At 43.1% G+C, this 19,997-nt stretch carries 23 protein-coding genes; 22 read left to right on the top strand and 1 reads right to left on the bottom strand.

Annotated elements, in window-relative coordinates; genetic code table 11:
- Positions 1-151 precede the first annotated feature (151 nt).
- The 18 genes from ACZ5R2_RS24245 (at position 152) to ACZ5R2_RS24160 (ending at position 14,156) form a co-directional block, all read left to right on the top strand.
- Entirely contained in the window at positions 152-2,005 is a 1,854-nt protein-coding gene (locus tag ACZ5R2_RS24245) for an ATP-dependent helicase (protein ID WP_464900772.1), read from the top strand.
- A gap of 461 nt (positions 2,006-2,466) precedes the next feature.
- The gene (locus ACZ5R2_RS24240) at positions 2,467-2,853 is read left to right on the top strand and encodes a hypothetical protein (RefSeq protein WP_464900771.1); all 387 of its coding nucleotides are present in this window, start codon (positions 2,467-2,469) and stop codon (positions 2,851-2,853) included.
- Positions 2,854-2,931: 78 nt separating this feature from the next.
- Entirely contained in the window at positions 2,932-3,372 is a 441-nt protein-coding gene (locus tag ACZ5R2_RS24235; protein ID WP_464900770.1) for a hypothetical protein, read from the top strand.
- Between the two features lie 90 nt (positions 3,373-3,462).
- On the top strand, positions 3,463-3,804 hold the full coding sequence (locus ACZ5R2_RS24230; RefSeq protein ID WP_464900769.1) for a hypothetical protein: 342 nt from the start codon (positions 3,463-3,465) through the stop codon (positions 3,802-3,804).
- Positions 3,805-4,142: 338 nt separating this feature from the next.
- Positions 4,143-4,478 (top strand): hypothetical protein, encoded by a 336-nt coding sequence (locus tag ACZ5R2_RS24225; protein WP_464900768.1) that lies wholly within the window; start codon positions 4,143-4,145, stop codon positions 4,476-4,478.
- A gap of 174 nt (positions 4,479-4,652) precedes the next feature.
- Positions 4,653-5,081: a hypothetical protein gene (locus ACZ5R2_RS24220; protein WP_464900767.1), complete on the top strand. Its 429-nt coding sequence runs from the start codon at positions 4,653-4,655 to the stop codon at positions 5,079-5,081.
- A gap of 92 nt (positions 5,082-5,173) precedes the next feature.
- On the top strand, positions 5,174-5,347 hold the full coding sequence (locus ACZ5R2_RS24215) for a hypothetical protein (RefSeq protein WP_464900766.1): 174 nt from the start codon (positions 5,174-5,176) through the stop codon (positions 5,345-5,347).
- A 302-nt stretch (positions 5,348-5,649) separates the two neighbouring features.
- On the top strand, positions 5,650-7,656 hold the full coding sequence (locus ACZ5R2_RS24210) for an adenine nucleotide alpha hydrolase family protein (protein WP_464900765.1): 2,007 nt from the start codon (positions 5,650-5,652) through the stop codon (positions 7,654-7,656).
- 232 nt (positions 7,657-7,888) lie between these two features.
- Complete coding sequence (locus ACZ5R2_RS24205) at positions 7,889-8,227, top strand: hypothetical protein (RefSeq protein WP_464900764.1); 339 nt, start codon at positions 7,889-7,891, stop codon at positions 8,225-8,227.
- 76 nt (positions 8,228-8,303) lie between these two features.
- Complete coding sequence (locus tag ACZ5R2_RS24200) at positions 8,304-8,825, top strand: hypothetical protein (protein WP_464900763.1); 522 nt, start codon at positions 8,304-8,306, stop codon at positions 8,823-8,825.
- A 419-nt stretch (positions 8,826-9,244) separates the two neighbouring features.
- A complete protein-coding gene (locus ACZ5R2_RS24195) occupies positions 9,245-9,670 on the top strand; it encodes a hypothetical protein (RefSeq protein ID WP_464900762.1) in 426 nt (141 codons plus the stop codon).
- 30 nt (positions 9,671-9,700) lie between these two features.
- Positions 9,701-10,303, top strand: a complete 603-nt coding sequence (locus ACZ5R2_RS24190) for a hypothetical protein (RefSeq protein WP_464900761.1) — start codon at positions 9,701-9,703, stop codon at positions 10,301-10,303.
- A 70-nt stretch (positions 10,304-10,373) separates the two neighbouring features.
- On the top strand, positions 10,374-10,841 hold the full coding sequence (locus ACZ5R2_RS24185) for a hypothetical protein (RefSeq protein WP_464900760.1): 468 nt from the start codon (positions 10,374-10,376) through the stop codon (positions 10,839-10,841).
- 353 nt (positions 10,842-11,194) lie between these two features.
- Positions 11,195-11,599, top strand: coding sequence for a hypothetical protein (locus tag ACZ5R2_RS24180; protein WP_464900759.1), 405 nt, complete (start codon positions 11,195-11,197; stop codon positions 11,597-11,599).
- 439 nt (positions 11,600-12,038) lie between these two features.
- Positions 12,039-12,350, top strand: a complete 312-nt coding sequence (locus tag ACZ5R2_RS24175; RefSeq protein WP_464900758.1) for a hypothetical protein — start codon at positions 12,039-12,041, stop codon at positions 12,348-12,350.
- A complete protein-coding gene (locus tag ACZ5R2_RS24170; protein ID WP_464900757.1) occupies positions 12,341-12,964 on the top strand; it encodes a hypothetical protein in 624 nt (207 codons plus the stop codon). Before ACZ5R2_RS24175 ends, ACZ5R2_RS24170 begins: the two co-directional genes overlap by 10 nt.
- 400 nt (positions 12,965-13,364) lie before the next feature.
- Positions 13,365-13,727 carry a hypothetical protein gene (locus ACZ5R2_RS24165; protein ID WP_464900756.1) on the top strand — a complete coding sequence of 121 codons (363 nt, stop codon included), beginning with the start codon at positions 13,365-13,367 and terminating at the stop codon, positions 13,725-13,727.
- 96 nt (positions 13,728-13,823) lie between these two features.
- Positions 13,824-14,156 (top strand): hypothetical protein, encoded by a 333-nt coding sequence (locus tag ACZ5R2_RS24160; RefSeq protein WP_464900755.1) that lies wholly within the window; start codon positions 13,824-13,826, stop codon positions 14,154-14,156.
- 747 nt (positions 14,157-14,903) lie between these two features.
- Here ACZ5R2_RS24160 and ACZ5R2_RS24155 read toward each other — a convergent pair.
- The gene (locus ACZ5R2_RS24155) at positions 14,904-15,362 is read right to left on the bottom strand and encodes a hypothetical protein (protein ID WP_464919482.1); all 459 of its coding nucleotides are present in this window, start codon (positions 15,360-15,362) and stop codon (positions 14,904-14,906) included.
- A gap of 282 nt (positions 15,363-15,644) precedes the next feature.
- Between ACZ5R2_RS24155 and ACZ5R2_RS24150 the strand changes: the two genes are divergently transcribed.
- From ACZ5R2_RS24150 to ACZ5R2_RS24135, 4 genes are all read left to right on the top strand, one after another.
- On the top strand, positions 15,645-15,881 hold the full coding sequence (locus ACZ5R2_RS24150) for a hypothetical protein (protein WP_464900753.1): 237 nt from the start codon (positions 15,645-15,647) through the stop codon (positions 15,879-15,881).
- 251 nt (positions 15,882-16,132) lie between these two features.
- Positions 16,133-16,708 carry a hypothetical protein gene (locus ACZ5R2_RS24145; RefSeq protein ID WP_464900752.1) on the top strand — a complete coding sequence of 192 codons (576 nt, stop codon included), beginning with the start codon at positions 16,133-16,135 and terminating at the stop codon, positions 16,706-16,708.
- A 77-nt stretch (positions 16,709-16,785) separates the two neighbouring features.
- Positions 16,786-18,297 (top strand): AAA family ATPase, encoded by a 1,512-nt coding sequence (locus tag ACZ5R2_RS24140; protein ID WP_464900751.1) that lies wholly within the window; start codon positions 16,786-16,788, stop codon positions 18,295-18,297.
- 75 nt (positions 18,298-18,372) lie between these two features.
- A complete protein-coding gene (locus tag ACZ5R2_RS24135) occupies positions 18,373-19,929 on the top strand; it encodes a DUF3150 domain-containing protein (RefSeq protein ID WP_464900750.1) in 1,557 nt (518 codons plus the stop codon).
- Positions 19,930-19,997: the final 68 nt, after the last annotated feature.

Below are 19,997 nucleotides of genomic sequence, written 5' to 3'. Positions count from 1 at the left end.
TCACCAGTACAAATTTGCTGGTTAGGAAAAGTTATTGGTCACTTCACATTAAGCGCAAATTTAGTGGGTAATTTCCGTATATCCCTGTTCACAAGTCTGGTAGTTAGATCGTAAAATCACGCTGAAACTTCATACAACAGACAGCTATAAAATGGGATTAACACTGCGTCAGCAAGCGGTGGTCGACATTGATGGCCACGGTGAATGCATTGCGTTGCCCGGGTCCGGTAAAAGCCACACCGTAGTGCACTGCGTAAAAAAGCGTATTCAAGAGAACTCGAGTAATTACATTGTGGCCATCTCGTTTACGCGCAAAGCGGCGCAAGAGCTTCGAGAGCGCTTGCTCAAAGAAATCGGTAGCCAAAAGCTCGAAATGCACGTGAGGGTAACGACCTTTGATGCGTTGTTTATCGCGCAACTTAAGCAGGCAATGGGAACAAGCAAGTTCAATATTATGAGCAATGCTGAGCGTTACAACCTTACTCAGCGCTCGCTGGGCGCTTTGGGTTTAAAAATGAAGCTCGATGAAGCCATGGCAGTGATAGATAAATTTGGTGGCTTTACAGAGGTACCTGAGTCCTTGGCAGCGGCTCAACCCGATCACTTTGAGTTGTTCCAAAAGTACAATGAACTGCGTGTGGCCAAGAGGCAGTGGGACTTCCCATCAATCGCTCGCACCGTCGTCGTTGCTCAGGAGGAGGGTAGGATACCACTAGTTCCTCTCACTCACTTGATAGTTGATGAATTTCAGGACACTAGCGACATCCAGTTTCGGTGGATCGCTGCGTATGCCGATCGAAGTAAAATTGACGCGAATGTGCTGGTGGTGGGCGACGACGATCAGGCGATTTACGCCTTTCGCCATTCACGCGGATATCAGAATTTTGTCAATTTTAAAAAGGTGTTTGAGCCAACAACGCATGTCCTTGATACCTGCTTTCGTTGCAAACCTAATATCCTGAACTGTGCGAAGGTACTGATTGAGCACAATAACGATAGGGTACCAAAGAGCATGAGCAGTTTTCACGATGAAGGGGGCAAGATCCAAGTCTGGCGAACGGAGGAGGCCGACGAGGAAGTTGAAATTATTCTGGAGCGCCTATCATCATGTCTGCTGCCAGGTGACCCAGACTTCGATATCGATGCTCCGAAGCATTGGGCTGTGTTGTCTCGAACTAACAGGCAACTCTGGCAGCTTGCAGCCATGCTTGAGGTGGCCGGCATCAACTACAGAACTAAGCCATCAGAATCGATCTTGTGCTCTCCTAATGCAGATATGGTCAATAAACTGCTTAACATGGTGGTCAGAGAGACAAAGCATAACGCTGCGGACATACTCTCCTGGCTAGGCGCCACCGAAGATGAAATAGTGAGATCAAGACAAAGCGGCGGGTTATCAAGGCGATACTCGGTACTGAACTATCGATTGCCTGAAGGCAAGAGTGTACCAACTAACCCCGACGAATGGCTCTTCTTCACGGTGCAACAGTTAATTTGTCAACAGTCAAATCTGTCGAGTGGCGTTGACGCCATCAAGGAGCTAATGGATGCGCGATTCGACATTAAGAGAGTGCCTGCAAAAAGTCGTGAGAATCAACGACGGTCCTTTGAAGCTCTACTGCAGATCTTCACCACAGCAGGCAACGAGTTCTCTTTCCGCGACTCTGCGATGACGTTCAATAAGATGGTACTAAAGGCAAATCAGCCGCCGAACAAAACAACGGAAGAGTTTACCGAGGGCGTCGACCTTTTGACTCTGCACAGCAGCAAAGGGCTGCAATGGGATGCAGTTTGGCTCATGGGGCTAACACAAAATGAATTGCCAGAAGAGGCGGCGCCGCTTGCAGAAATGGAAGAGGAACGGCGGCTTGTGTACGTGGGTATGACCAGAGCCATGACTGAGCTACAAATGTCGTACATCGGCGAGCCATCAAGATTCATCGATGAAATGAGGGGCTATCTTGATTCACTCGAAGATCAAGGGACTGAGGTTTGGGCAAGCTAAATTCAGTAGGGCAGGGCTGTCTGTGCGGCTTCGCGCCGACAGCGTCAACACAAACCGTAAAGCACCAGGTTAAGTAAATGGATTATTTACCAAAAAGGAACACCATTGCATTGACAAGCTTTGTGCACCTTGTTAACTTCTGGTTAAGTATTACCAATAGGTTCTATGTGTAAGAGTCTATTAGTAATCCCTCCCCGTATCTAACGCCCAAGCGCTTACTCTCATTTTTTGAGTAATCTGCTGTTAGATCAGTAACTATGTCGTCGAGTACTGTGAAAGTATTTTGACAATTAGTTAGCAGACATCCACTGTGGCCACGGAAATCCTTGCTTAGCATCAGTAAGTAAAACAACGGATTGCGACTAACTCTACTCATTTCGAGTATTTATACCCCTCAGGGCTCATGAAAACGCCCTCAGGTGGTTATCTGAGTCTCTTTTCTTAGAAAAGGATGAACGATTATGTTTACTCAGAAAATCACTGAAATCAAAGAACTGCTTAACAAGAAATCTGCTGCATCAACTTCCTCTAATGATAGCTTTGAAAGTGACAAAGTTAGCGTTGACGAATGTCCTTGCTCTTGGAGTGAAGAAGATATAGTGAATCGAACCGATGAAGAAGACTTTCTCATGCTTCGTAATTATACGCTTGGCCGTATTTGTTGCGACAACTGCTACCGGGATGAATCTTCATTATTAGATGATGACATCACTTTGGCATCGATGAATCTTGTTGATGAGTTTAAGACGAAAGTTACCAACATGAGTCTCAATGAGATGAATATGCATATGGCGACAATCAGAGAGCTCCTAGAGCTTGCTGAATGCGACTTTTTGCTAGACATCTAGTTGTTACTCACCCCTATGGGACTCCTGCGCCCATAGGCTCATGTGAGTCCCTTTTTTTATACCTAAAGAGGACTACACATGTTTAATACAAACAAATTCAATATCTATACAATTGCCGAAATCACGCTTACTTTAGTCAGTGTTGGTTTGATTTTTACTTACGCTTTTGAGCTACTGCTTAATGGCGAATTTAACCAATCACCAACATTGATACTCGGTACAGCAACCATTATCGCCAAACTGTTGGAACGTCGAGGTGCTTTTCGGAGTATTCACGTACCAGAGCCGACGCGCGATATAAAAGCACGAATAGTTAAACTATTCGTAACTCCGGTTGCGCTTTTGGTAATACACGCTAGTTCGTCGGGCTGCTCAACTCTATGTGCGATTGCATTGACCATTCTTGGTGTTTTGCTCAGTCTCGAATTGCTTAGCAGCGATTTCGATACTCACATGGATTTTACGGACGCACTACTTGCACTTATTGGTGTAGGTTCTGGCGTGTCATATTTGTTTTGATCAACCCTGAAGGGAGCACTTTCCTTTTGGGGGATTGGTTCCTTCTCGCGTTGTGAAAAGTTCATAAAAACAACAATAAAGGAACTAATTATGAAGAAAAATAAATCTAGGAAAAAAGCAAAAAGCAGAAACAAGTCTACTCGTTCAACACCAAAGACCCACGCTCACCGAGCATCCGTGAGGCCGTCTAGCATTAGCTTGACGATTGTGCACACGTTCTTGTGGTCTTTGGCTTGGCTCTTTTTGTCTGGTTCACTAAACTCAGGTTTAGCACCAGCTAAAGCAGCAGATGATGCACGATTAATCTTCCAATTTAATTGGCAATTTATCGTCTTCACGGTTGACTGGGGGCTTTTGATGGTAGGTATGGTACTAGTAACCATTTCGGTGATGTTAATGGTACTTGACCACTATCGTAAAACTGATGCATAAATCATCAGATTCTCGCTTAACAGCTTACAAAATGCTAAACTCTAGATAAGAGAAGCAAATATAAGGAAACGGTTATGGTTATTACAGGCCCTCTAGCAGTAGTGCTTTTTCTGGCAACAATTTCTATCGTCCCTATTGCGGGATTTGGATTGAATTGGTACATGAAAAAGAAGGGATAAGCACAATCAGAACGACAGTCAAAACGACTAGTCATTCATTGTGCTCAAAATCAAATAACTTCAATCAACACCAATCCACTCTTAGAGGGTACAACTTACCCTCTAGGGCAGGCTGTATCCTCTTTGAGTTTCACAAAACTTAAAAATGAGGTTACACCTATGGATAAATACAACACTTACAAGTCTGTCGAACTCAATTACAAAGGCTGTTCAGTCGAAGAAATTGATAAGGTAATGACGGCTCTTCATAACAGCAAAGCTGCAAAAGACAGCCGCGCTCATATTCTAAAAAAACTTGCTCTTGCAACTTCTAACAAAGTCATGGATACCATTTATGGGATCGCAGTGACTCTCATGACTTCTGGCTATATTGGCGTCTTAACCACTACTCACTATGAAATCAGTGTATCGTTGTTTGTTGCTGGTTTTATCGTAATGATTATCACCGGCTCTATTTCAATACTTGCTGAAGTGTTCTTCAAAGATTCTGGTTAATCCTCAACCTTCGTTGAGGCCAGTTTTTTTGGAGGAATATATGGAAATAGTGATTTATGACGTTATTAGTTTCAGCTCGAAACAGGAGTTGTTACTTTCAATGGCTGTTGGGAGTTTGTCTATGACAATCGGCTTGGCCATCATCGGTTATAACGCTGCAAAGTGTTTAATTAGATGAGTCGCCTAGAAGTGAGTTTTGAGCGTATCTTGGTTGATAAAGACAGCAACACGTCTCGATCGCTAGTGCGCTTCAATAACATGTTCATAGATAAGAGAAAAAAGTGCTCTAAGCGATTTTATCGCCGGGAGCCTGTGAAGATTATCAATAAAACTAATGGTCAATGGTCGATTGCCTTTGCTTCTGGCTCTGCTGGTATCAAAGGATTAAACCGTTCATCCATCCAGATCGATTATGACACTGCTGACATGCTAGGACTCTCTATGAGTAATGAGTCTTGTAGCCTTTGTGTGATGCGCGCGAACCCACTTGACATGCTTATATGGTACTTACACCATCCTGAGCACCACGTGATGTTCAACACGCGTATCACCGTCGTCGCTTTCGCTCTGGGCTTGATAAGCTTTGCTATCACCTTCGCGTGATAATATGACTGATGCCTCTTCTCTGAAAAGTGCATCTTTTAATGACACACCCAAGTCATTAATAGATGCACTTTTCACCATAGGAGAACGGAATGTCAGTTATCTATAATCACCAACGCAGATTGTTGACCATCGGCGAGAAGACCTACGTTTTCGATGCCGCTGCGGTCAGTGCTTTGACTCCAAAGCACACATCACATGTATTACGAAAGTGGCTGGTGGGCCGAGGTCTAGCGACTACGGATGTGAGCATTGTGATCGTCTAGGCTCCCGCCTCCAGGGAGCCTTTACCCAAGGGCTTTTGTACGACCGATAGAGTTCTTGCGTAAATTCCCCCCCGTATTTAGCCAAAAAGCGATTTTTTTCTTAACAGAGATCTATCGCTGCTAAATCAGTAGCTAACAACCGGCCACGTCGATGTGTTTGGTTAATAGCTAGCAGATATCACCTGCGGAAAGAGAGAACCTCGATTAGCATCATCGAGCAAAATAAAGGATTGCATTCGCAAACTTAACGGGCACTTACTTTTCCCGTTAGGGGGGTAGTGTCTTCAACAAGGAGTCTACCCATGAAAAATACACAAGATGCTATTAAGCAAAATTTTCACAACGCAATAATGCAAATAGATCCTTTCGAGCTTCTTGAGGCATCCATACCAGTTTCAAGCGAAGAAAGACCCAATGACAACCCGGTTACATTAACTATTAAAGAGTTGAGCAATAGGGTTATATCACGACTAAAAAGTATAATTTTATCTGGTAAATCAGCAAGTTGTGGCTTTAGTGGAGGTAAAGATAGCACTGCTGTGGTCATCCTTATGCTCGAATCACTTAGACAACTCGTTGAAGAGGGCCACGACCATTTACCAAAATGTTACATACTAAACTCCAACACTCGGCGAGAAAACCCACTCATCGACTCTTATGCTGAGCATACATTGAGTATGATAAGTGTCTTTTCTGCGAAACATAGTTTGCCAGTCAGTGTACACCAGGTTCAGCCTTCACTGACTGGACGGTTTACTTACTACTGTTTGGGTCGAGGTAAATTACCGCGCTTTGCTGGCCAGACTTCTGACTGTGCAGTAAACGAGAAAATTACACCTCAACAAAAGCTGGTCAAACAACTTGAGCGGGAAAATACTCATGAGATTATTACCTTGCTCGGGACTCGATTTGAAGAAAGCGAATCTCGCCGCCGCAGTATGCAAAAGTACAGCATGGACGAGCTTTCGATCGTTGAAATAGAGGGAAAGCGCACCTATTCACCAATTGCGGACTGGTTCGTAGATGATGTATGGGAGCTGATCAGTGCTTGTTCGTCTATCGATGGCCAACCACCAAAGCTCTACAGCACCTTTCTGCCAGAGTTCAGTGAGATGATCCGCTTGTATCGTGATGCAAACGATGGAGTATGTGGTGTAGTAGTAGGTGATTCAGGTAATCGTTCTTCTTGCGGGTCAAGATTTGGGTGTTCATATTGCACAAAGACAGGTAAGCAGGATAAATCACTAGAGTCTTTGCTGGAGTCAGATCAATCCTACGGTTTCATGGAACCATTCGTTCGCTTTAGACAATATCTACTCTCAATTAGATTCGATATGTCAAAGCGAGACTGGCGAGGTAAGCGCGTTAATTATGGCTTCATGAAAATAGTGCCTGATTATTTCTCTCCGGAGACAAAGAGAGAGCTATTAAGGTTCTTAATAACGATGGATGCCATGGAAAAAGAGCGTGCTCGCAAGCACGAAATTAAGTACTACGCCGGGGATATCGAGAAAAATGAGTTGAACCATCAGCTCTGCTGGCCCATGTTCGAAAATGTAACCGTCGATGACGTTTTAGCTATCGATTTTGTATGGGCGCTACAACGAGATTTTGAAGAAGCCAGTCCGGCAGCATCGGACTACCTTGCTATTCATGAGCTCGGTAAACGCTATCATATTCCTATACTTCCAGAGTCGCCGCGGATAACCATTCCACAAGCACGTTGGTTTGATGTTTCCGGCTCGCTTCCCAACCGTGAAGAGGCTCAAGGCTTATTACCTCATGGTATGAGTATCGAAGACCTTCCCATTGAATTTACCAATGAAATGGAAGTTCAACCAGGGGCGGGATTTAGTTATCTTAACGCTGCTCGTGAGCACTACTACGAGCTTAAAAGGGTCGAGATATCTGAAGTATGCAGAGCGGCATTGTCCAATGATTGGATTAGGATTCGCCGCGCTGATCTGCTTCGTTATGATTGTATTGCTCGCCGCCACGATTACATCGACAAACTTTTTAGACAAACGCGTCCAAAAAAGGAGGATGAGTGGGGGGATTTACGCTTGATGACGGTTCACGAATATCTTATTGAGAACTCGATTACTCAGGCAGAATATCGCGAAGCAATCAAGGTCATACAGCATAATGAGCTGAAAGATAAGTACGCTGAGGACTTGTTTGGCGTTGAAAGCGTTGTTGAAGCAATTGCCGAGACGCAGGACAACATCAAACAAAGCCGAGTACTGAACAAGCAAATAACTGACATTAACAGCTACGAGTTAGCTGCCAGTCAGATAAAAATGTTTTAACCCAATCTATCGGGCACTCAATTCCGATAGGGATTAGTGCCTCATTTCAACTAAGAGGATTAATCAATGGGATTCAGCAGTTTTCTAACTTGTGATCAAGAACTATCGGTTTTAAATAAACACTCAAGTGAATATGTGCCAAAGTCTGTGTTTGCCCTTACACCTAATGGCAACGTAGAGCTCACGCAATGATGGGTACCACACCTTTGAACACGTCGTAACAGGCGATTCTATGTGTATCTACCAATGGCTGTTTGAGCAAAATTTTGGTGATGTGGATTTAGAGTATGGCGCGCGCTTTTCGGTGGGTATTGCTCTATTTAACGGCTTGTATTACGAGAACCCCAAAACTGGGAAACTCTACCACACAAGCAAGGCTACATCGCGAGCACTTGAGTATCTTGGTTACGAATCAGTTCACATCGACAAGTTCAAAGGCAAGCAACCACTGTGCAAGAAACATGTACGTGATATTGCTCGTCTCCAATTGAAGTTGTCATATTTAGCCGATGCTAAATATGATGATCATCCTGCAAGCGAACCATGTCCAAACCAAGGATTTTTCGCTTAGTTTTAAACTTACCCTTATCGGGAGCCGCTCCTGATAAGGCCGTGGCTCTCATTATTTCTAATTATGGAGCTACACTATGTATCAATTAAGTATTTCGGAAGGCTGTAAACCTGGGATCATCGAGAACCAATCTTCTAACTTCACCTCGTTTGCCCGTCTTTGTGATGGTCAAATGGTCGATGTGCAGATATTTGGTAATTTAATCGGTGAGACAGTTGTCAAGATTGGTCCAAAGCTGTTTACAGCATCTGGCGCCGGGCAAACTTATCGTACTCTTGCACAAGCCGTGATCGAGCATGTTGAGAGAACGTGCCTTCGCTGGTTTTGGTCGACGGCAGTTAACCAGATCCACAAGCTGGATGATACGAGTGTCGAGAGCTTTCATGGCACGAGAGACTTGTTTGATCGGCAGTTCGGCAACTCAAATTTCGAGCGCATTCCTGGAGGAAGTGAGCTTGGATTTGTAGTCGCTGATTTCAGTACCCTTACCATTGCATGCTTTACCGAGGGCGACATCAAAGTTGAGCGTTGTAAGACGAAACGCGCATTTGATGCCTCAGTGAGCCATGTAAGAGCGTTCTACGACTACTACGCATAAGGTCACACATGAAGATTGATCGAACTCGCTTCGAGTGGTTGCGAATGTGGGCATACAGAGCTTCAGCCTATTGCAGAAAGCCACTGCATCCTACGATCCGCCGGCTCTTTGCAAAGTCACTGTTACATCGAGCCTATCTACAGGGACGCACTGGTAGTTTCTTGCTACCTGTCCTTGAATGAAATTAAATCATTTATCCTTAACGACTGGTACGCAACCCAGCCTTCGCGTAAGTCTACTGAGATCTTAAAAAGCGTTCTTGAGGACTGTAACGAACAGCTAGCTGTATGCTTGAATACCGCTAGATATGCCAAAGACACAGTACGAAAAATGACGGCACATTTTTAATTTTCTACCCACTCGGGGTCACTATTCCCGAGAGGGATGTGGCTCCACTTTATTTTATTTGGAGACCTACTATGAACAAAAAATACAATATATTGATCCCAGGAACAGTATTCCTAATGCCTAAGAGCTTCGTCACTCTCCTTGATAAATATTTGTCTAAGGAAAGCGATGGAACGTATGAGTTGTACTTCAACAATAGTGAATATTGTCCAGTCAACGGCGGAGTACGACCTCACCGAGTTATTGTCAAAAAGTCAGAACCTACGTACGAGCTACACACGTTAAGTTCTTACGATAACCACGAGCATCGTGCAATTACTCAGTTTGATTGCATCAGCAAACAGGGTTGGATTGAACGTCTGTTTTCTTTTACATTTGCTGAAGATCCGTGCATTCATGAAGCGATTGAGATGAATCTCAATGAACTTACCCAATACGCGATGTCTGATTTTTTTGATGATGTCAGCGTAAAGCCTGTAACCAATGTAAACCTTTAACAACCTGCGTGCGCTGGTATTGGAGAAGCAATGAACTTTGTCGATTTCAAACAAGAAAGCTGCCTGCAGGTCGAAGACTGTTGGTTTGAGGTGTTTGGCTACGATCATATGGGCGCTACAGAGAATGACTTTTTTGATTGGGTCGGCTCTCAAGCGCGTATACGTCGCAAATACGAGTATCCCCGAGACTCTGGCGAACTTGATTTACCATCGAGTGAGTGGCAATTCATGCTTGAGCAGTACACTCGGCAGGCTCGGGCTAAATACTTAGTAGCAAAATTTCCTGATGGGTTCTTTGAAGCGATGCAACCAGACGATCCAACCGATGTTGTTTGCTTCCTACCTGAGCCAGGTCCTAGAGGAAGGCCATACAGACTTTCATACTACCGAGCAAATGGTCCAATTCATCATGCTGTCTATCGCTCACGCGAAGAAGCGTTGGAGAAGATCGCCCGGCAAGGTTATGTCGCTACTGAGGGGGCTTTAGATGCACTAGAGGGCACCGATGACTGGTATCGCGGTCTCTTTATTGCACGATGGGCTCAACTTTCAAACGATCCAAGATCTGAACTGGAAAAGCATAAGTCCGATCCAGAGGTCAGACGGTTGTTTAACTTAGACGAAGCTGTTTAAAGCTTTACTTTATTACCCTTGGGGGCCTATATCCCCTAGGGGATGTAGCCTCCGTAAACGGAGACTATATATGAATCGATTAGAAACAATTCCATCGTTGATCAAGGCGTTTTATGGTGTTGACGAACAACTTCTAAAAGAGGTTGTAGTTACAGCCATTCCAGACTCATTGAAACAACATATGGGCAAGCCCAAACCTAAGCCTTGTTACGACAATTGCTTTCATTTAGCTAATAAGCTGGATTGCCATTATGTGGTCGGCTTTGGTGTGTCTGATGGTTTTCCTTTTCAGCACGCCTGGCTGAGGGATGATCATAAATATTACGATCCAACGCTTGAACTGGCAGGCGATCGTTGTGTCGATGGTATCACATACTATGCTGTGCACGAGATTAGCGCTGAGCGTTTGATCAATACGGCCATTGAGATAGATGAGCTGTCAGGCATTGGTGTTTTTCCACCGATGATTGAAACCATAGCTCACTTGCCTAAGTTCGACGGACAACTGATGAAGGTGGCAAAATGCTTTATCAATTGATTCGACAATACGCACAAGCTCATGGTGGATGGCTATTGAATAAATACCATATGAACCTTGGAAAAGCACAAAGTAGCCTAAGATCGTCAATTTGGGTTTTCGTGATCGGAACTCAAACGATTTTTGCTGCTATTGAAGTTTTCCTCGTTGGCGAGACCTTCTCGCATTTATTCGACTGGTTGTTGATATTGGCAACGGTGTCATACTATTTACTGGTGAAGCATCACATGTCACAGCACTTTCGTTATCTGCAGGGAAACTCTTACTTGCCAATGTAACACTAAAACCTACTTGCTAGGGCAATCGCGGCCTTAGCCAGATAGCCCTAATAATCATTCATGGAGCTATCTACAATGACAACACTTATCAACGAAAATGAACTGACTGATTGCTTTACTCGTGTCCTCGATTCCATTGAGGCCGATTTATATCTACGCGTTAAGGAGAACGACTATGCAAACGCAGCACGATTTGAAAATCAAGCGATTGGTTCTCGTAGTCAGCTTTCGCATATGAATCGATCACCTGAGGCCAGTGAAAATATCGATATTGATATTGAAGAGCTAGCATGTCGAGTAGACCAGGAGATAGCATCAAAAGCTGAAACACTACGATCAATGCATGAGCAACGCTCGTGGGCAAAGTGTGCAGAACTTGATGCCAGGCTTTCAGGAATTAAGAAATTTCGCAGTTGTATTAGCGTTACGGCACTTACCTTGCGCGTTAATATCAAGAAAAGTGATACTAAAACACGTTAAACGTGTGATAATTAATAAAATCTACCTATGAAACTGTTGCTCTTTAGCATGCAGTTTGATAGGTTTACATGAGGTCAATTATTGACCTCATGATTTTTCTAAGCGCATTTAAGAGTGCTTTTAGAAAAATCCACCCCGTTTCTAACACACGCAAACCTCTCAATCTTTATTGAGTAACCTGCTGTTAGACAGTAACTATTTCGTAGAGAGCTTGCTTTAGTAAACTTTACAACTAGTTAGTAGACATCCACTACGGCCACGGAAATCCTTGATTAGCATCATCAAGTCAAACATAGGATTGCGACTACCTCTTCACACCCACACCGACTGTTTTTGCACGACGTGTACACCCCGCTAGCATCACTAGCATTATACCCATTAGGGCGACCCAATAACGCCCTCAAGCATTATTAGTTGCTCTCTATACAAGGAACTACCTATGCTTACTCTCACCACAGCATCAATCATTGTATTTTTTGTAACATTTGTTATTTGGTTTCGTCTTGGTCGACCAATTAGGTCTGCTCGAGAATACACTGCTTTTATTGCGCACTGCCAAAAGCAAGCTCAAAAAGCTGTACCACTAGTCACCTATGTATCCACTGAGACTCACGCTATCTTACCAGAAACAAATAATAATTTTAAACCCAAGCACTGCACTTTGTTACAGACTGACGTTAAAGATTTTAATGAAGGTTTTATTAATGAATTGCGCTCAAACATCAAATGGGAGAACAAGAAATGCAAGTGATAGAACTAAAATCAATTGTATATCCTGAACTTGATTTGTTTATTCAAATTGTATGTTTTTCACTATCAGTACTTCTTTTAATGTCTTCCATCTATCGAATCTTTGCATATCGTTCCAATAAGGAAATTGCTCTTTCTTTAGAAAGTCAGTATCACCTTGTGAAAGGATATACAGACGTTCAAATAGAACGACATAATAAACAACAAAGCACAAATAATGACAAATACAAATCCATCTTAGTCGCAGACTTTGATAACGATGTAACTGTCTTAACTTTCTCTCAGGAAACAGTTAATCAAACTTGGTACGACATCCATATTGACCAAGATATTGATGAAGCCTGTAGAGTTGAAATAAACAAAGAATATATTGAGCAATTTGATATGATGATTGTTGAAGGTATATCTGCTTTATATGCTGCTAATTCTGACGTTGAGAAAGTCCTTCGTAAGAAGAAACATCAAGACATTAGAAAGCAAGCAAAAAGAAACAAGGCTTCTTCTACTTCTGAAATTGAACAACCAGCTCCTTTAGCTAGTTCAAGCTCGACAGTAGCCGAAGATTACGACTCAGAATTGCGTAGTATTATAGCAATGTCTGAAGAAGAATATTAAAAACTTGAGAAGCCTCGGCTTCTCCAGTTTTTTAATTACCAATTGGCTTTTTATAGAGAGTCATTTAGTAATTCCCACCCGTTTCTAACGAACATACCTTACTCTCAATTTTATTTTGAGTAAACTGCTGTTAGAACAGTAACTATTTCGTAGAGAGCTTGCTTTAGTAAACTTTACAATCAGTTAGTAGACATCCACTACGGCCATGGAAATCCTTGATTAGCATCATCAAGTAAAATATAGGATTGCACATTAAAATTCCATTCCGGAATCTAATCTTAGTAGTAACTTTCTGCTTCTATCAGAATGTTAAACTTAAATTTAAGGTTATTATTCAATTTATTGTTCTATAGGATAATATAATTGGCCTTGCCTTCATTACACTTAAAGGATATTTATTATGTTAAAACAGCTTTCCATTCTTCTTGTTCTCTTGGTTTGTTCAACTAGTGCATTTGCAGAGAATGTTAATGCCAAGTCGTTTGATTCTACGTTTGATGTTATTTGGCATCATGATAGTGAATATGAACCAGTGGTTTTTTGGAATAACAATGCTGTTACCTATCGTGTCAAAAAAGTCAGTTCATCACACAAGCATTTGAGTGAGGTATTTGACAAGGATTGGGTTTATGAAGGTATTACAGTTGTTGCTATGCAGAGATTTGTTAAACATGAAGCAAACTTAAATCTTGTATATATGTCTGACTCATTGTGGGTATTTTCAAATGATAAAGACGAAGAAATACACATTTGGTTAGGTTAATGCCTAATTATCTTTAAACTTCCCTATAGCGCTGCTTTTATCTGTCCTTTAGGATGATAATTGTGGCCCTCCATTTACTTGCAGAGGATCATGATTATGGAAAATTCTATTGAAATAACACCAAGCAATTTCTGGGGAATAGTTCAGCAAAACATATTAGATGGGTTATTACCAGGGCAGGTTCGAGATAAACTATTGAAGGATCTTGACTGGCTCAAGGAGGTGCTTGATTATGTTTCAAGGTATTTAACTGATTTTATACCGTGCAATTTCTCACTAGGACGCTACCCAACTATATACGTTTGTGAGCCATATTTTAGCAGATATAACCTTTTCGACCCAGAGCAAAAATACAATGATGAAAAGCTGCTCTGCTGCGATTTTCCCGAATACAAAGACATCTTTACAAGTGTTCGTGTTTGTAGTTAATGTGATATCAACCATTAGGTTTGCTCCATTTTTGGAGTTCCTTTTGGTTGGTCTCTTTTTCATAAGCGCATTTACTAAGTGCTTTTATGAAAACCACCCCCGTATTCAACATACAAGCAAATTTATTCCTTACAAGGAGCATCTTTGCTGTTGAATCAGTAACTTCAATGACTTTGGCTATTATTAGTTATTGTCCTTTTGTTGTTAACAGATATCTACTGTGGAAATTGAGAACCTTAATTAGCATCATTAAGTAAAACATTGGATTGCAAATTAACTCTAATTTTAATACTTGCCCTCTTGGGAGCTACTTCCCTTGCAGGGGATAGCTCTATGGGCATCAAGTCAAGGAGCTATTTATGTTTCATAATCAAAATCTATTTATTGTTGGCGGAAACGTCGCACGTCCTCAACTGTCACAAAGCGGTTGCCTAAAGTTTGGTTTATGCCAAACGGCTTCAGTTTTGGAAGGAGATAAGTACATCGACCACGATAACTGGTTCAATGTAGTTCTTACCAAAAAACAGTCTGAGGTTTGGAGTACTCGAATTGCGCAAGGTGATGAGGTAGAGATACAAGGTGAAGTACGCATTGGTGATTATAACGGATCGAAAACGGTGACTATTTTCTGCAAGAAAATAAACGACCATAAACCATCCGTTCTAAGACATTTGTGCTCTCTCTTTTATAAAGCAGCGAAAGAGCATAACGAACCGCTTCTCGCTCTCATGAGAGATAAGCAATCGCTTACTGCATTATTTGCTCAGATTTACCCACCGCAAACCCAACCGGCCCAACAGACAGTTGTTGCCCAACCGGCCCAACAGACAGTTGTTGCCCAACCGGCCCAACAGACAGTTGTTGCCCAACCGGCCCAACAGACAGTTGTTGCCCAACCGGCCCAACAGACAGTTGTTGCCCAACCGGCTCAACAGACAGTTGCAGCCCAACCGGCCCAACAGACAGTTGTTGCCCAACCGGCTCAACAGACAGTTGTTGTCCAACCGGCCCAACAGACAGTTGTTGCCCAACCGGCTCAACAGACAGTTGTTGCTCAACCGGCCCAACAGACAGTTGTTGCCCAACCGGCTCAACAGACAGTTGCAGCCCAACCGGCCCAACAGCCTGTTGCTTCAACAGCTGATCAGCTAACACCTGAGGTGTTAGCCGCGGCAGTAGCACTTTTGCAAAATCAACCAGCTGCAACAGCACAACCCGTAGCAGCTCAACCCGAAACAGCTCAACCCGCTGAGATTACTAACCCAGCTCAATCGGCACCAAGTGGTACCGCTGAAGAGCAAATACAGGCAATTGCAGCGAGCTTAAAACCTGGAGAGTTTTCGAACGCGAGTTCGTACTTCTCTGAGTCAACTCAATAAGGAAATACTATGAAAAATCTGAAATGTTTAAGTTCTAACGATCCAATTCGTGCTCAACGTCTGCGTAAAATCGCTGTTCGTATGAGCTTGACTCGGTGTAGAGGCATTTATGACGAATAGTATTTTTTTCAAGCTAGTCAAGGATGGTGACTTTAAAGGTGTAACTGCTCATGGTTCAAGACATCATGGTAATCGCTCTGTGAGCATCTTCCTTGAAAGAGGTTTCTTCCCAAAGCGAGGTTTTCTGATCACTAAAGATGACAGTAACTTTGATGGTGAACTAATTGACAAGCCTATTTCGGCGAGTGATATAGATGCCATTTTGGATGAAGCTTTACACAAGTAACAATTATTTTATTTATTAACCCTGTGGGGCTCCTTACCCCACAGGGAAGTAGCCCCCATATTGCCTTGGAGGCTACACATGAACTATCACACATCTTCACGAACACTTCGCGATACTGATGGAAATTTGGTTAAAAGTTTTGCGGACTCAAGAGTCCTCAAGCGATTAACCAAGTCGGAACAAATTGCGGCAGTACGCAAGTATTGTACTTTCCACTTTTCGACTATGCCATCGATCATGGAGGGCTAATTATGCAGTTAGTGTATAAAATCCCGCCTTTGAAACTTATTGATGAGTACAGTAAAGATCACACTCTTCAATCAGTGAAAGATGGCAGTTATGATCCAGAAAATCAGGAACTAAGGATTGAGTTTAGTGATGCTGAAATTCTTAGCATAGCGACAAAGCAACTGGACCTCATAGCTCGTGATCTGGCAGGAAGTCAGGACAATGAAGACTATTTGTCTGCGCTAGCCTTTATCAAAACGGACGCTTTCCTATCTATCTGTCATCTAGTAACTGGCATCGATAGTGATTCCGCTCGAGAATATGCCGACTATCTCTATAGAAGGTATAAACCTAGCTCTAAGCAAGCGATCTCTCTTGCAGCATTTGGTGACTTCGTTGATTCGAGTTATCTAAAATCAATTGAGTTTGCTTTTGAACTTGCAGTAGAGCTTTTTGAACAGCGCAACGACCCTCAGCCGATGTATCTCGAAAATATCTATTGGAAAAATGCCTCTAAGGCCGGCATCACCGTGTCAGCAGTTAGACGTCATCTTAACCATTTGCTCTACGAAAATGACGAGCACGCTCGTTTAGCATAAATATATTTCCTTTTAAAACCCTTTGGGGCTACTTACCCCTCAGGGAAGTAGCCCCCACAACAGCCTGGAGGCTACTTATGAACGCAAAAACTAACGCACAACAAGTCGAAACTACCGAGGTTTCAATCGTTGAACTCCCTACCCAAACCCAAAACACCGTTGATGTGTCTAAGCTTACTTACGAGCAGCTTTTTAACATGTACCATAACGCCGAGCGAGAGGTTCAAAAACAAATTAATGCGCTTGAGCTGTGGGCCGAGGTTCAGTGGAAATCACCAGTTGATATTTTTGGTGAGTTTTGGAAAGGCCCTGGTGACAACCTACCAGTACGCAAGCACCGTCACCCTGATTGCCGCAAGGCACCAGAGTCGTACATGCCTGACTCAGAGCTCCTTCTAGACGGCGCTCTATTTCTCACTGGAGAGAGAAATCTCTCAATGGGGATCTATGGTCATACTGGTACCGGCAAGTCGGAAATGGCTCGCTATTTAAGCGATAAGCTATGTATTCCGATGCTTCAGGTGAGTATCACAGAGTCAACCCGAGAGGATAAACTCAACGGTACCTACTTGTTGAAAGATGGTGAAACAATCTTCGATCTTGGTGTGGTCGGGCGCGCTTACGATTCTTCTTCAGTTGGCTATATGCTAGTTGTTGAAGAAGTTGATAAGGGCAATGATGCCGTAATTGCAAAACTTCACGATGTCGCCGACTACAAACCGTTTACGGTAGAAGACACCGGAGATACTTACTATCCCCATGATTCATTTCGTCTCATGCTGACAGGCCAAACCTGTGGCATGGGCGACCCGTTGGGGATCTACAACGTCAACAAGCTCGATAGAGCATTCGTTGCTCGTTGTTCGTGGTCTCGTTCAAAGTACCCTAATCGCAAAATTATGAAAGACATCATCAACCATGAGTTTCCTCGCCTTGAGGAAGCTACAGTGGAGCCATTGATGACGTTTTACGAATTTTGTACTGAAGCGCTAGAAAATGTTTGGCGTGAACAGGAGGGTATTGACGAGGTCCAAGTAGGTGATGGAACTGTTGGTCAACTAACAACCCCAACATCGATTCGCATAATCAAAGGTCTTGCAGACCAGATGGTGAAATTTGGTAACTTCCGCACAGTAGAAGAGTCGTTCTCTCGGACGATCCTGATGTCTGCTGAGGAAGATGACAAAGAAAGCTTAAAGCTGCTTTTACGAGTTGCTTTTGGTGAAGATGTCAATCAACCACCTAAAGTTACACCACTTAAGCCAGTATACCTAAGCTCAGAGATGCAAGATCTTTCATCTGTTGAGTTTGGAGCATACGTTCACCAAGGTGAAAATGGCGTAGGTCGGAAAATGTGGTTTATCGGTGCAGATGAGCGTGGCTCTCACACTCTCTACACTCACCCTGAGACCGGAGAGCTGACATACTATCATCGTCCACTGGTCGACTTCGATGAGGGACTAGCGGGCATCAAGGAGTATTGTCAGTCCAAGATTGCTGAAAAGATGGATAAGGGTTACCGCTTGTCTTGCGTTGTTAGATATAACCAAGACGCTGAGCAAGACCAGCAATTTACCAAACTGCGTTAATTTTTTTTAATAATCCCGTCGGGGCTAATCTTCCGACAGGAGTTAGCCCCGCTTTACTTTTAGTTGGAGCTAACTATGAATAATACATTAGACAGTAACCAAAAAAAGACTGTTGAATTGGCAGAATCGAATACAAACCGCTTAACACGCGGTAAGAAAGGTCGATATTTGATGCTGCCAGTCTCTTTGTCTGGCTTTACTTGTAAAGTATTGATGAAAGGGGTTGATGTCATCGACTCAACTTCTGGTGCCAAACTTGAGTCTAAAAGACTCATGGGTACCACCATTCAAATTATTAACGGTCAAGAGTTAAAATTTATTAATCGATGTAGAGATTCAATTTTCGCTATATTTAGAGAGCATGGCCACTCTTTGGGGGCAAGTCTCTATTTAGTACATGAGTCTCGCATCGAGACGGTTTACCGTGAGCTAGCGATATTGAAGGACCAGTTTTTTCATGATCTTAAACTATTTCTCAGTCGATATGATGATCTAGTTTTGGAGGAGAAACTTCTTAATCCTCAGATATCTCATCTCATTGATAGCTATGCACCAAAGAAAGAGAAGCTTGAGCGTTCTTGTAAGTTAAGAGTTGGTTCACCTCAGTTGGTATCGGTCGATATTGGCAACAACGAATTTGTGCAGATGAAGCACGACATTGTTGGTGACGAGGGTGAGGACAACTTCCTTACAGAGACTATCGAGTCATTCAGTCGCGACTGTACGCATTTTTGGCGTTACAGTCTCCAGACGGCTAGAAAAGCTCTAGATAGCGAGGGTGAAGCAAGAACTTCATTCATAGACCCTCTGAACAAGCGTAGTGGCTTAAGAGGTACGTGCATTGCAATACTCAAAGGATTACGCGATAAAGCGCAATTACTTGAGGATCTGCACCCTGGCTTCGAAAATGTAGTTAACTACATTGACACTGCCATGCGGTCGATTGGTGGATATGATCAGCCGACCTTTATCAAGCACCTCGACACTGCGAAAGTCATCGTTGATTGTGCCACCAACTTAACTTCGGTGGAGTTTATTCATTCCTTGACTACATCAACGGCAGACACTGAGTTGCTAAAAGAGTTAGAGGCTGAGCAACAAGCAGCAACCGACTCACTAGTGCCAGATTCACCTGCCATAGACAGTACAGAGCAACCATTATCGATGGATGATCTCTACAGCAGCAACGAGTCTACCCCAATCGACATCCAAGCGGATTCTGGAGAGACAGAAACACACTCCCTAGAAGCCGCGGTCGAACCTGAGGTTCAGCCCAAACAAACAAAAAAATCATTCTCAATGGATGATTTGTTTAACTTCGGTGAAACCTCAACAACAGCAACCGCTGAAACGGGAGAGCTTGACAACATGTCAACACAACCTGTTGAAGCGGATTCTGCTCAAACCGACTCTTTCTCAATGGATGAGTTCTTTGAAGCGGATGCAATATCAGTTAAGGCCAAAACAGATAGTAGTTTTGATCCAGCTGGTATTGAAGTTCTACCCGAAGAAAACCCTTCGAACTTAGAGCGCAAAGAGCAACTGGATACCTCATCTTCCACGGAAGAGGAAGTGCCGGTACAGGCTCTAAAAGAGGAGTTGGTATCGTTCGACGATATCTTTAACTTCTAATCATCATCTACCTCGTCCAATCACGAGGTAGACCTTTTCTTTAAAACCCTGTGGGGCTACTTTACCCG

This window comes from Vibrio sabulosilitoris, assembly GCF_055391395.1.
The sequence above is the reverse complement of the archived record's forward strand: the minus strand, read 5'-3'. Positions and strand labels throughout refer to the sequence as shown.